Here is a 13,711-nt window from a genome sequence, read left to right as displayed (position 1 = left end):
AAAGGACGGGCGGGACGCCCATCCCACAAACTTGTGGAAGTTATTTAATTCTCATTCCTAAGCTTGAATCCTTTAGCGGCTAATTGCTGGCGGAGACTCTGAATCATTACGCGATCGAGAGTATTTTCACCACTATTGGTACTAGATTTGCGCTGTTGTTCAATATATGATGTACGCTTTTGAGATAAGTCGCGGATCGTCTTTTTAATCGCTTCTCTTTCGGTTTTCTTTCCAGCTACATATGCTCTTTTTTCTGTTAGCGTCATCCCTCGCATGATTTCTGGTAAACTATCATCTGATATTGCTTCTAGTTTAACTGTTCCGTTTTCGAGGGCATCCAGCAAGTCCCAAGAAGCATTATCATAGTATTCAGAAGCTTTGGACGCACTACGCGAAGCAAAACTTGTGCCAGAATTACTATCTTCAACAGCCTGACGTTGTTGTCCGATTCTTCCTTCTCTACCGTAGGGAATGTAGGTTTGATTAAGTTTAGTATTCCAAGTAGAAATTTCGTCGTCGTAAGGAGACTTAATTACCACAATTTGTTGGTTTTGATTAATGTTGAAGCTACTGCCTTTTGCTAACTCTGCTCCTGATGCCCAAAGTCTTCGCTCCTGACTTTCGGCTGAACCACAGTAGATTGTATTAACGAGGGTATCTCCTTTGACAGCGAGATTGACCGACTGATTCCAAACTATTGGGCCTTGATCGAATGGTTCATTACCCGCAATAAAAATCACGCGAAAATCTTCCTGATTTTTACTCCAGTTTAATTCTTGCATTGCCGAACGAATTACCCAGCCAGCATATTCTTGACCGCCGTTGGTTTTGATACTAAATAGTTTTTCGGAAACTAAATCTAATTCGGGAGTAAATCCAGTTAATAATCTGACAAAACCTTCCTCAGAAGGTAAGCTGTCATTACCATAATGGTACAGAGCAACTTCTAACTCTGGCACTTCGCCATCTTTGGTTACTTTAGTTAAAAAATTAACAATTTGCCAAAGTTGAGTACGAGTCTGGTCAATCAGTCCATCCATGCTATTACTAGAATCTAAAAGGATGGCTATCTGAATTTTTGCTTTGGCGAAAGCTGCTGTGGGAGAACACAAAATACTTAGGGTTAAAGCTGTAGTGAATAAAATTCGAGTTAGTTTCTGCATGGAATTTCCCCTAAGAAATGATTTTTTTCCAATTATAGTCAGTGGGAAATGGATCTAGTCACTGGTGTCAAGTTACTTGTAACAACATTTTACATTTTTCAGAGACGGGCAAGATGTCCGTTCCACAAAAGTTATTAGTAGGGTGTGTCAGCTATGATTATTTTCGGTTTAAACTAAAAATCTAATAGCTGACGCACCACACAAAACTCAAGGTGCGTCAGAATTATATTTTTGGTGATGATTCATAATTTCGCAACTGACGCACCCTACCACTATTCGCAAAAAACTCGGTTTCTGGGCACTCATGAGAAAATATTGGTAAGATGGTAATCATCGATATTGAGACTGGTGATTACGAAATTGACAAAAATGGCTTGCACGCATCAAATAGTGTCAATGAAAGACATCCAAATGCTCGGTTATTTGGAATTCGCATTGGTTACAACGTAGCAGCTTCTCTTGGTGGCGTGATGGATTGGTTTGACATACTCCCCGGCGTAAACGCGCGGGGATTCTTTACGCTTCATTGAGATGTGCCACAAGTGGTCTTACCTTCTCTCTGCGTACATTTAGAGTCGTGGCAATGCCCTATCCCGACTTTTTGTATATTTCTCGCAGCGTTCAAATCTCTATCTTGCTGAGTGCCACAATTAAGGCACACTAGCGAGCGCATAGAGAGGTCTATTTTGCCCCATTTAAACCCGCATTCCGAACACACTTGACTGGTTGGCGAAGAGCGACTAATTACCATGAATTCCCTAGCTAGCTTTTCAGATTTAGCCTCACACAACACCCTAAACTCATACCATCCTTGCTGGCTAATCACTCTTGAGAGCTTGCGGTTTTTGACCATGCCAGACACGTTCAAATCTTCCAAAACAATTACTTGGTTTTCGTTAACTATTTTGGTTGACAGTTTGTGCAAGAAGTCTTTACGGGTATCTGCAATTTGGTTGTGCAATTTGGCTATCTGAATCCGAGTCTTATTTCGGCGTTTAGAGTCTTTGGGTTGCCGTGACAGCTTGCGCTGTAGTTTGCGAATCTTTCGGTCTAACTGTTTGTAGTTTGGACTTTCGGCTGTTTCACCGTTGCTCATTACTGCAAAGGTTTTAATGCCCAGATCGATGCCGATGCTGTGGTTTTTGGCTTCGACAATCTTGGAATTAACCTCTACAACAAAGCTGAGGAAATAGCGGTTAGCGCAATCTTTGATTACGGTTACAGAACTGGGTTCTGACGGCAATTGCCTCGACCAAATCGGCTCGACAATGCCAATTTTAGCCAAATAAACCCCATTTCCTTTGATTGAAAAACCATTGCGCGTCAATCTTGCTGATTGACTATTTGTGCGTTTCTTGAACTTTGGATAGCCAGCCCTACGACCCTTTCTGTTTCCTTTACAGGACTCAAAAAAGTGCTTAAATGCTGTTTCCAAGTCCGAGATCGACTGTTGTAGAGGAATTGCCGAGACTTCCCCCAACCATGCCCTTTCTTCAGTCTTTTTTGCCTGAGTGATTACTGTTTTTTGAAGTTCTGCTGATTTTGGCTTTTTTTCAGATTGCTTGCAGAGGGCAAGAGCGTCGTTCCAGACTACGCGAACGCAGCCAAACAACCGAGCTAGACTCTGCTGTTGTTGGTCGGTCGGGTAAAATCTGTAGCGAAATCTTGCTTTCATGACTTGTGCTAGAATTGGTCTGTTACTCGATTATATATTGGTTTACAGGCTATGACAACTATTTACCGCAAGGAACGCCATTCTGTTACAGAACTTAAAATACACTTGGTCTGCGTGACAAAGTACCGTCGGTCTGTATTTACGGGAGAAAGTCTTGATTTGATTGAAAAAACATTTCGAGAGGTTGCCGAAAAAATGAATTTTCAAGTGCTTGAGTTTAATGGTGAAGACAATCACATTCACGCGCTGATTGAATATCCACCTAAACTTTCAATTTCTCAAATCGTGAACGCATTAAAGGGTGTTTCTAGTCGCAGGTACGGACAAGCTGGACACAAAAAACCTCATAAAGAGGCATTGTGGAGTCCTAGCTATTTTGCTGTTTCTGTAGGGGGTGCGCCTTTAGAAGTCTTAAAGGAGTATATTAGAAATCAAGAAAAGCCGGCCACTGAAGAAGGGGCTTTAGACCCAGTTTTTCGGTAAAATAAAAGTCCGTTTGTTCTAAAACACGTCGGTGATGGATGGTGCTTTCTGTCTCACGCTAATCTAGACGATTTAGAATTCAGATCGTTTCCTCGGAGCAAAATCATCCAATGCTAACCCTAGACCAGCTTATTTCCGAAGCAACTGCCCTACCCGATACCGCCAAGGCTATCCTCCTCGACAAGATCCTAGAAAGCATGACAGAACAGATCGAGATGTTTTGAACTAGGGCGTACAGAAAGCTCAAGACCGCATTGCCGAGATTGATAGTGGCACAGTCCAATCCATTCCAGGCGATGTTGGCTTGGCACAAGTTCGACAATTGCTAGGAAAATGAAAGAGGAGCGTAAATCTCACATCTCCAAGCTCAAATCGATCGAGGTAACTTACGTAAGTTTACCAGATAGTGTCACTTTTTATCGAGTTGTGAGTTGGTATTATTAACTTTTGATTAATGGAGTATTGTGATGATAGCAGCACGAGATAACGATCGGCACTTTACACCAGAAGAGTATTTTAGTTGGGAAGAAAAGCAGCTAGAAAAACACGAACTGATCGATGGTCGGGTTTATGCAATGAGTGGTGGCACCCAAAATCATAGTGCGATTGCTATAAATTTCTTGTTATCGATTAGATCTCATCTGCGGGGAAGTAATTGTAATGTTTTTAACTCAGACTTAAAGGTTAACATTCTTAATACTCCTAACTATACGTATCCAGATGTGAGTGTTACTTGCGATAATCGAGATCGAGAAAATGCTATCTATATTACTTATCCCTGCTTAATTGTGGAGGTTTTATCGGATAGCACCGAAGCTTACGATCGAGGCAAGAAGTTTGAAAAGTATCGCCGCAACCCCAATCTTATCGATTATGTATTAGCAAGTTCTGATGAGGTGGCGATCGATATTTATCATAAAAATGATGCTGGTGAGTGGGTGATTTTGAGCTATCGTGAGGGCGAACGGGTTGAGTTTCAAAGTATAAATCTAAGTTTGCCGATCGAGCAATTATATGAGGAAATTATTTTCGATCGACAGCCCTAAATATACGATCCTTACACGTTATATTTTAGAGGCAATTCTGGTAGAGCCATTCGAGCAATAAGATTTTTCAGAGGAGGTAATTTTTGATGAAATTATGTGAGGATTTGGCGATCGGTGAGGTTAATTCCAAAATCTCAAATCTCAAAGCTTAAATCGATAGAGGTAATTTACGTAAGTTTACAAAATCGTGTCACTTTTTCTCATCGGCAGGGCGATCGGGGTGGTTTACTCTTTGAGTTAAGGTTGAGCAGAAGGTGTTCAGATTGTTCAAAGTTAAACCGCAGAGGTTCCGGATAGGTAGATCGGGAAGAGTATTGTACTGTAACTGCGGGACAATTATAAGTTATGCGGATGGCTCAATGACAAATGCCGTACCGGATAATACCCCATGTCAACGATGCTAATCGCAAGTAGACAGTCGATGTGTGACAACTATGTTTGTGAGTCTCTTTAGATAATATGGAAACGGAACCTTCTCCAAGAACTCTTGTTACTGAGTGGGCAAAAAACCATTGGCAGTTACTTGCAGCCTTCGCTGCTGGTGCTTTGCTCGGTGCTGTTGCTGTGCAGCAAGGATATGAAGGTTTTTCGGTTGGGGGAACACAATATGTTCTCATCAAGAAAGCCTCCATCCCAAAGTCTCTGTCCATCCAGGGCCAGTGGTTTTACGAAACAAAAACCAGCGGTGTACCACTGCAGTACGATAATTTGAACTGTATATCGATTCTGGGTACAGCAGATATTTCTCAGGCAGCAGCCTCGAATGAGTTTAGTATAAACAACGCCACGCGGCGAGGATGCATCGATTCTCAGTCCCAAGTAATAAAAACAAATGTTGGCTGGCGTAGCATTAATGCCGCAGTTCTTCCAGATAGCAGAAAGATTATGGTCTCCTTGAACACTGCTGATCCCAACCCTCGCATTGCCTATATTGAAGGTGCAATTCCAGCGACCATCAGCGGAGATTCTCCCACTCAGTTCGATGGGACTATGTATTATCTCAATACTCAGAATCAAAGGTACGGTAGTACAACAATTACATTCTGTAAAGAGGGAAGTAAATGTGCTGAAGAGATCGCCCGCAAACTCCAGTAAAAATGAATGGAGCGTCGCTACTAGGAGTTCGAGTCGGTCTTGTACCTGGCAGAAGAGTTACCTGCTCAGTATCTGGGGTTGATTCAAGCGGTCGCCCAGAAGTGGTAACAGCCAACAACAGGTTTTCGCGTTCCTTTCCTTAATTAATACCCTTTCTAAAAACCCCGGTTTCTTCAAGAAACCGGGGTTTTATCTATTCGATCGCCCTCAACCAAACCTACAATTACTACAAGGTCGAAATGCCAGTCAAATCGCTATTTGCTAGTGGATTGCTGGGACTTGCAGCCGGAGTAATTAAGAGGCTTTTGTCATTGGCAGAATTATTAGCAATTGGGGAAATCGCACTACTAGCGATCGTGCCGTTCAAAGGAATAATTGGCTGAGTTTGAGCGCTGGTTAGAGAACCCAACAAGCTGTTAGTGTCGTAGATGAGGATGTCATCATCAGTTTCACTAAAGGTCATCATGGTGGGAATTGCACCGCCATTCAACAAGATATCGTCGGGGATAGTATTGGCCGAAGTTACTGTCAAATTATCTGGATTAGTCGCTGTTGGTAATGGTTGCAAGGTGATATTTGCTGGTGCAGTAGTCGTGGTATTTTGCTGACTAATTGATGCAGTGGTCGTGCTGTTTGGCTGACTCATTACTGTTGCAGTTGTGTTTGATAAGCCAGCGGTAGAACTGTTATCAATCAACTCATCATCCTCACTATCAACAGGTTCGCCAGTTAAAGAATCGACAGGCGAAGGAGTATTGAAAACTCCAGGCAGCGGGGCTCCGGGGGTGATGGAAATAAACCGAGAACTGTCGATCGCACTAAATTGAGTATCTTTCACCCAAGCTAAATGTTCGCCGGTACCTGCGATGCTAATCAAAGCATCGTTAGTATAATTTTCACCGCCTTGAACGATTTGCAATTGGTCAAAAGTGAGGTTTTGTGAGAGTCCGAAGTAATCGCGATCGCCCTGGAAGTAGAAAATGTTATCAAGTCCCGAACTTGGCGCTAGCACAAATATGTCGGAACTACTGCCTCCAATCAGCGAATCTTGACCATTTCCGCCCTTGAGCACGTTGTTACCTTCGCCGCCGTATAGACTGTCATCGCCATCGTTACCATTCAGGCTGTCGTTGCCGCTGCCACCATTTAAGAAATCGTTGCCATTACCGCCATCGAGGGTGTCATTACTGCTGCCGCCATCGAGACTGTCATCGCCTTCGTTACCCAAGAGGTTGTCGCTGCCGGCTTCCCCGGTTAGCAAGTCGTTGCCACAACCGCCGTCAAGGGTGTCCTTACCGGCACCTCCCAGCATGGTGTCGTCTTCGCATTCACCGAACATCAAGTCATCGCCGTTGCCTCCTCCCATCAAGTCGTTGCCGCTGCCGCCGGCGAGGGTGTCGTCGCCGGAATCGCCAGTCAGAGTGTCGTCGCCGGAGTCGCCGACAACCAAGTCGTTACTCGCGCCGCCGTCCATCATGTCGGTTTCATCGCCACCGTAGAGGGTGTCTTCCCCGACTTCGCCTAACATCGTGTCTTGCCCTTGACTGCCAAACATCAAGTCGTTGCCGGCACCTCCGAAGAGTTTGTCGTCGTCGATACTGCCGTCAATTTTGTCGTTGCCGGCACCTCCTAATAATTGGTCGTTGCCCGTACCGCCGAACAGTTGGTCGTTGCCCGCGCCGCCGTCTATGCTGTCGTAGCCGGAACCGCCGTCAATGTTGTCTTCGCCTGCTTCTCCAAAAATCAGGTCGTCGTCTTCGTCGCCCCAAATGTTGTCGTTGCCGGCGTTGGCGTTGATGAAGTCGTTGCCGGCTTTTGCCCAAATGTTGTCGTTGCCGTCGTTGCCGAGAATCGAGTCGGCGCCGGAACCACCGTCGATGTTATCCTCTCCGGTTTGTCCGAGGAGGGTGTCGGCTGCATCTCCGCCGTAGATTTGGTCGCTGCCGCGGCCGCCATCAATGAAATCTTGGTCTTCTCGGCCGTAGAGTTCGTCGTCGCCGTCGTTGCCCCACAGGGTGTCATTTCCGGTTCCGGCATCGAGGAAGTCGTTCTCGTCGTTGCCTTCGAGGCTGTCGTTGCCGGCTTGACCTAAAATTCGATCGCGCCCTTCTCCCCCTGCTAAAGTATCGTTGTTAGCGCCGCCGTCGATGTAGTCGTCGCCGCTGTTGCCGTCGGCGATGTCGTTGCCGTCATTTCCGTAAATGCGATCGACTCCTTCGCCTCCAGTTAAGCTATCATCGTCTGCGCCACCTTCTAAGTAGTCGTCGCCAATGTTACCGGAGAGGGTATCTTTGCCGATTTGACCGAAAAGTCGATCGGCCCCTTCGCCACCATCAAGGCTGTCATTGCCCGATTCACCCCGCAGAATGTCATCTCCGGTTTGTCCTAACAGCGTATCCTCGTTATCGCCACCCCACAGTTGGTCGTTATCGGCATTGCCTTCTAAGAAGTCGTTGCCTTGGCGGCCGTATAATTTGTCACGGCCGTCATTGCCGGAGAGAGTATCGTTTTCGGTGCCGCCATCTACGAAATCGTCCTCTGTTCCGCCAGCTAAGGTATCATCGCCACCTTCCCCGTAGAGGCTGTCATTATTTTCGCCACCGTCGAGTTGGTCGTTGCCGAAACCGCCGAACAGGGTATCGCTGCCGGATTCTCCCAGCAAGTTGTCGCTGTCATCGCCTCCCCACAGAGTGTCGCTATCGTCGCCACCGAGGAGGGTGTCGAGGCCGGATTGACCGTAAATTCGATCGCGCCCTTGATTACCCTGAAGCAAATCATTGCCGGAACCGCCATCAACAATGTCATCGCCACGGTTGCCGATAACCGTATCATCACCGACTTGTCCGAACAGACTGTCGTTATTATCACCACCGTCGAGAATGTCGTTACCCTCGCCGCCTTCGAGGGTATCGTTTTCAGTACCGCCATTGAGAGTATCGTTGCCGAGTTCCCCAAAAAGTCGGTCTGTTCCTGAGTTGCCTTCGAGGATGTCATCGCCACTGAAGCCGTACAGAGTGTCGTTGTCAGCTTGACCGAGAAGGGTATCGTTGCCTTCGCCTGCTAAGAGTGAGTCATCGCCGAAACCGCCTTCTAATAAGTCGTTGCCAGCTTCGCCGAACAGGGTATCTTTGCCGTCGCCACCGTAGAGGGAATCGTTGCCTTCTGCTGCATCAAGGATGTCGTTGCCAGATTCCCCAAACAAGTTGTCATCGCCAGCTTGGGCTGATAAAGTGTCATCGTGTTGACCACCCCAGAGATAGTCGTTGTCAATTCCGGCATCGAGAATGTCTTTGCCGTCGCCACCGTAGAGGGAATCGTTACCTTCTGCTGCATCGAGGATGTCATCGCCGTTTTCGCCAAACAGGTAGTCATCGCCAGCTTGGGCTGATAAAGTATCGTCGTCTTGACCACCCCAGAGGTAATCGTTGTCTGCGCCAGCATTGAGAAAGTCTTTGCCACTATCGCCGTAAAGGGAATCCTTGCCTTCGGCTGCATCGAGGCTGTCGTTGCCGCCTTCGCCAAACAAGTAGTCATCGCCAGCTTGGGCTGATAAAGTGTCATCGTCTTGACCACCCCAGAGATAGTCGTTGTCAATTCCGGCATCAAGAATGTCTTTGCCGTCTCCACCGTAGAGACTGTCGTTGCCTTCTGCTGCGTTGAGGCTGTCGTTGCCCGCTTCGCCAAACAGTTTGTCGTCGCCGGCTTTGGCGTATAAAGTGTCATCGTCTTGACCACCCCAAAGTTTGTCGTTGCCGATTCCAGCATCGAGAATGTCTTTGCCGTCGCCGCCGTAGAGGTTGTCGTTGCCTTCTGCTGCATCGAGGGTGTCGTCGCCCGCTTCGCCAAACAGGTTGTCGTCGCCTTCTTTGCCTAGGAGGATGTCGGCATCGTCGCCGCCGTAAAGTTGGTCGTTGCCGAGGCCGGCATTTAGGGTGTCTTTGCCGGTGCCGCCGTAGAGATAGTCGTTGCCTGTTCCGGCGTCTAGGGTGTCGTCGCCTGCATCGCCTGCGAGAGTGTCGTTGCCGGCTTCGCCGATGAGGGTGTCTTGGTCGTCGCCGCCGGAGAGTTCGTCGTCGCCGGTGCCACCGTAGATTAGGTCGGTGTCTCCTTCTCCGTAGAGTTTGTCGTTTTCGCCTTCGCCGTAGATGGTGTCTTTGTCTGCGCCGCCGTACACAAAGTCGTCGCCAGCGCCACCGTAGAGTAAGTCTTTGCCTGTTTCGCCAAAAATTGTGTCGTTGCCGTAGCCAGCGTCTCCGGCAACGGTGTCGTCATCGCTACCGGCGTAGATTAAGTCGTCGGCATCACCACCTCGGATGTAGTCTTGACCGGCTTCACCGTATAGGGTGTCTCGGTCTTGATTGCCGTAGATGCTGTCGCCGCCTTCGCCACCGTAGATTAGGTCGTTGCCGAATTCGCCGTAGAGTTTGTCGTCGCCACCGAGTCCGTAAATGCGATCGTTCCCAGCATCGCCGGTGATAACGTTAACGGTATCGTCGCCGGTAATATTATCGTCATGCCGAGAACCGGCGACGTTTTCAATGTCGGCAATTTTGTCTTGATTTCCCCAACCGTCGGTAGCATCCCCTGTTTGTAAATTGACAGTAACGCCGTTCGGGTCGCGGCGGTAGCTGAGAATGTCGATACCTTCTCCGCCGTAAAATGAGTCATTGCCGGCATTGCCAATTAATAAATCGTTGCCTTCTAATGCCCAAATTCGGTTATCTTTTTCGTTGCCAATTAGGATGTCTTCAAAGCGAGTACCGATGATGTCTTCTAAGTTTCTCAAAGCATCGGTAGTGCCAAAACCGTCTTTGCCAGTACCAGCAGCAATTTCAAAATCCCGTTCGAGTTCCGTGTAATATTCGCTGGGATTAACTGCGGTGACGAATTCTTTGAAACGTTGGTTGGTGTTGTTGTCGTAGTCGCTATTTTCGTCAATATTAACGATAACGCCACTGGGAGAATTGATGTAATTAACGAGATCGACTCCTTCTCCTCCATCAATTAAGTCATCGCCGATTTCTCCGATTAACGAGTCATTGCCAGTACCGCCAAATAATTCGTCGTTGCCAGCGTTGCCGTTGAGAGTGTCATCGCCGGCTTGGCCTAGAAGTACGTCGTCATCGAAGCCGCCAAACAGGGTATCTTTGCCGTCACCACCATCGATGTAGTCTTGGCCTTGACTGCCGAAAAGGTTGTCTTCCCCTGCTTGTCCGTAAATATCATCGTCGTCGGCCCCGCCATCAATGATGTCTTGGCCGTCGCCGCCTTCTAGCCAGTCATTGTTTTCGTTGCCTTGGATGATGTCGTTGCCGGCTTGTCCGTAAATTCTGTCATCTCCGGTATTGCCGAAAAGCAAGTCTTGGCCGCTGCCACCATCGATGAAATCGTCGTCGGCGTTGCCTTCTACGGTGTCGCTGCCATCTTGTCCGTAGAGGATGTCGTTACCTTCGTTGCCTTGGATGAAGTCGCGGCCGCTGCCACCTTCGGCGTAGTCTTCGCCTTCGTTGCCTTGGATGATATCGTTGCCGGTTTGGCCGTAGAGTTTGTCATCGCCAGTACCTCCAATGAGGATATCGTTGTCGGTACCGCCGTCTAGGATGTCATCGCCGTCTTCACCAAAAAGTTGATCGTTGCCAGTTTGGCCGTAGAGTAAGTCGGCATTTAATCCACCATAAAGTTGGTCTTGGTCTTCGCCACCATATAAAGTGTCGTTTCCGGCTTCTCCTTGTAATAAGTCATCGCCTTGTTCGCCTCGCAAGTCGTCATTTCCAGTGCCGCCATTGAGGGTATCTTTGCCAGTTCCGCCGTAAAGAGAATCGTTGTTTTCTTCTCCTTTTAAGTCATCGTCTCCTTCTTCGCCATAGAGTTTGTCTTCACCTTGGCCGCCGTACAAGGAATCATTTTCGGTTCCGCCGTAGAGAGAGTCGTTGCCATTTTCTCCTCGGAGGTCATCGGCACCTTGTTCGCCGCGAAGTTCGTCTTCACCATCGCCACCGTAGAGGAAATCATTATCTTGACCGCCGTAAAGGGTGTCGTTGCCGTTTTCTCCTCTTAAATCGTCGCTGCCTTCGTCACCTCGGAGGTCGTCATTGTCATCGCCGCCGTAAGCTTTGTCATTATCAGTGCCACCGTAGAATGTATCGTCTCCTTTTTGTCCCCAAAAAAGGTCGTTGCCGCCTTGGCCGTAGAAGATATCGGTGTAGTCACCGCCGGTCATTTGATCGTCAAAATTTGAGCCGCTGATGATTTCGATATTTCCCAGAGTGTCTACAGTTTTATCGCCTTTTACAACAAAGCCATCTTCAACTTTGTAAACATCAAATTTGTCATCAACTTTATCAGCCCAAACTTTAATGCCAATTGGGCTGCCGGAGTAACTAGCAGTATCAGTTCCTCCTCCACCATCTAAAAAGTCGAAGCCAGAATCACCACTTAATTTATCATTGTTATCTCCACCTTGCATAACATCATTGCGGTCTCCTCCTTGAATGTCTCCATTTGCTTGAAGCCAGTCATCATCATTGGTTGGGCCTGTACTGACTTTCCCTTTAGGAAAATAGAATCCTTTGGGGTGCAGTTCGTAAACAAGTTCTTTAAATCCATTGACTAGCGTGGGATGACTGCTATAGTTTTCTACAAACGAGTGCTTGCCCATCCCCAGTTGAATAAACTTTACTCCAAACTCTAAAAAATTTCCGATTTTAGAGATTGCATCAAGGTTGGCTTGCATTACAATAAATGGATCTCCATCAACTGCCACTTCTTGTGTAGGATATGGTCTACTAACAGCGGCATATTTTGTTTCCGAAGCTGTGGCAATAACTTTGAGGCGAGAAAAGTCAACCGAATAACCTTTTGTCTCTAAATCTCGCAATCCATCTTCAGCGAAAAAATTTCCCTGAGAATTTGGAATGAGAATTATAGAGTTTTTATCTTGTCCTGCTTGTGCAGGAACTTTTAGCCAATCAGTTGTAGGATAATTGCCTTCTATCCATTGACTATTAACTCCCCAGCTTGCAGAAGTCTCTTCTGTTAAATATTGGGTGAGTAGTTCTTTTGCATCGCCACTAAAAGCAGAAAGAATATCGGTAATTGGTACACGAGAAGTTACATAATTCAAGAGCGTGGGATTTGAGCTGACAACCTGTGTAAATCCTTGAGGACTCGAAATATTGGTAAGTAACTGAAAAATGCTTGCTAGTGGCTCAATAGGGTCTTGCCCAAAACTTGTTATGTAATCAGTTACTTCTTTTGTTACTGCTAATACAGCCTTCTGGAAGATAACTTTAGTAACTTCCCAATAAAAATTTATTGCAAAGTGTGTCTGATTAGGATTAATGACCGGATCAAACCATACAGACCCTTGACTGTTCTGAGCATCAGGCTTCCAAGATGAATCATTTAATTTTAATGAGTTGTCAATAGCCGTCCATGCTTCTTGAATTCCAGACAACGATCCTAGTGGCCCACCATTGATAAAAATCACACGACTTTTACCACCTTCTTCAATGAGTTGATTATAAACTTCTTGGAATTCAAACTTAGGAGTAGTAGCCATGATTTTTATCCTCGCGTGGTAGAAGATACAATGTGTTCTGAAAATTGACAAAGCGACTCTATCGACAAGCCCGATCGCACTTCTGCACTTTCGCACTTCTGCACTCTCTAGCTGTCGTATATCCGTCATTTACCCAAACTGAAGTCTCGCGAAGTGCGATCGCACTTCAACTCTGTTGTCGCAATTACCAGCTCAAATGAACTCAATAAATGCAACCGTGGAAATAGATTAAACCAACATCGGAAGAAGCCCTTTCCAATATCCGTTGGGATGTTGGTTCGGATTTCGATCGGGAAGTTACGCGCGATCGCACTTTTGAATAACTCTCAACAAGTGCGATGAACTTCGTAATTTCCCTTCTGTATATTTATCAGGGTGAGCTCAGTGGTTTTATGCAAAACTCTCAAGTTTTTTTTGATAAAGTTTTGCAAACACTGGTGAAAGTACGGAACAACGGGTGTTTTCGGGATTTAAGGGCGATCGAATCACGCGCTTTCCCACAATCCGGCGGGGAATGAATTCCCCGCCTCATAGCCAAAGTCCTCTCAAAGAGGACTGGTAAATTCTTCAGTCGTCTTCAGACGACTTTCGCTTTGAGGCAGGGGTTTGAACCCCTGCCGGAGTTCGGGATTGCGAGATAGCCGGATTGCGCGATCGATCTGGTTGTTAACACCAAAGATCGATCGCC

7 protein-coding genes are annotated in these 13,711 nt (G+C 46.7%); 4 read left to right on the top strand and 3 right to left on the bottom strand.

Annotated features, from left to right (window positions below; all coding sequences use genetic code 11):
* Nucleotides 1-44: 44 nt before the first annotated feature.
* Complete coding sequence (locus tag QUA00_RS18480) at nt 45-1,163, bottom strand: hypothetical protein (protein ID WP_333146920.1); 1,119 nt, start codon at nt 1,161-1,163, stop codon at nt 45-47.
* Nucleotides 1,164-1,486: 323 nt separating this feature from the next.
* On the opposite strand from QUA00_RS18480, the gene QUA00_RS18475 reads away from it, so the two are divergent.
* Nucleotides 1,487-1,693, top strand: coding sequence for a hypothetical protein (locus QUA00_RS18475; protein WP_333146922.1), 207 nt, complete (start codon nt 1,487-1,489; stop codon nt 1,691-1,693).
* Here the strand turns inward: QUA00_RS18475 and QUA00_RS18470 are convergent.
* Nucleotides 1,687-2,838: a transposase gene (locus QUA00_RS18470; RefSeq protein WP_333146924.1), complete on the bottom strand. Its 1,152-nt coding sequence runs from the start codon at nt 2,836-2,838 to the stop codon at nt 1,687-1,689. The two genes, QUA00_RS18475 and QUA00_RS18470, sit on opposite strands and share 7 nt — an antisense overlap.
* A 51-nt stretch (nt 2,839-2,889) precedes the next feature.
* Between QUA00_RS18470 and tnpA the strand changes: the two genes are divergently transcribed.
* From tnpA to QUA00_RS18455, 3 genes are all read left to right on the top strand, one after another.
* Nucleotides 2,890-3,321, top strand: a complete 432-nt coding sequence (gene tnpA, locus QUA00_RS18465; protein WP_333146925.1) for an IS200/IS605 family transposase — start codon at nt 2,890-2,892, stop codon at nt 3,319-3,321.
* A gap of 467 nt (nt 3,322-3,788) precedes the next feature.
* Nucleotides 3,789-4,367, top strand: a complete 579-nt coding sequence (locus tag QUA00_RS18460) for a Uma2 family endonuclease (RefSeq protein WP_333146927.1) — start codon at nt 3,789-3,791, stop codon at nt 4,365-4,367.
* Nucleotides 4,368-4,826: 459 nt separating this feature from the next.
* On the top strand, nt 4,827-5,462 hold the full coding sequence (locus QUA00_RS18455; protein WP_333146930.1) for a hypothetical protein: 636 nt from the start codon (nt 4,827-4,829) through the stop codon (nt 5,460-5,462).
* 226 nt (nt 5,463-5,688) lie between these two features.
* Here QUA00_RS18455 and QUA00_RS18450 read toward each other — a convergent pair whose 3' ends face one another.
* The gene (locus tag QUA00_RS18450) at nt 5,689-13,023 is read right to left on the bottom strand and encodes a hypothetical protein (RefSeq protein ID WP_333410679.1); all 7,335 of its coding nucleotides are present in this window, start codon (nt 13,021-13,023) and stop codon (nt 5,689-5,691) included.
* Between the last annotated feature and the right edge of the window lie 688 nt (nt 13,024-13,711).

This window comes from Microcoleus sp. T2B6, assembly GCF_036700475.1.
Lineage (GTDB): Bacteria > Cyanobacteriota > Cyanobacteriia > Cyanobacteriales > Microcoleaceae > Microcoleus.
This window is presented reverse-complemented; position numbering and strand designations above follow the sequence as displayed.

Bases quoted from the DNA above. Each gene is read 5' to 3' on its own strand.
- QUA00_RS18480 (WP_333146920.1), bottom strand. From the start codon at position 1,163: ATGCAGAAACTAACTCGAATTTTATTCACTACAGCTTTAACCCTAAGT.
- QUA00_RS18475 (WP_333146922.1), top strand. From the start codon at position 1,487: ATGGTAATCATCGATATTGAGACTGGTGATTACGAAATTGACAAAAAT.
- QUA00_RS18470 (WP_333146924.1), bottom strand. From the start codon at position 2,838: ATGAAAGCAAGATTTCGCTACAGATTTTACCCGACCGACCAACAACAG.
- tnpA (WP_333146925.1), top strand. From the start codon at position 2,890: ATGACAACTATTTACCGCAAGGAACGCCATTCTGTTACAGAACTTAAA.
- QUA00_RS18460 (WP_333146927.1), top strand. From the start codon at position 3,789: ATGATAGCAGCACGAGATAACGATCGGCACTTTACACCAGAAGAGTAT.
- QUA00_RS18455 (WP_333146930.1), top strand. From the start codon at position 4,827: ATGGAAACGGAACCTTCTCCAAGAACTCTTGTTACTGAGTGGGCAAAA.
- QUA00_RS18450 (WP_333410679.1), bottom strand. From the start codon at position 13,023: ATGGCTACTACTCCTAAGTTTGAATTCCAAGAAGTTTATAATCAACTC.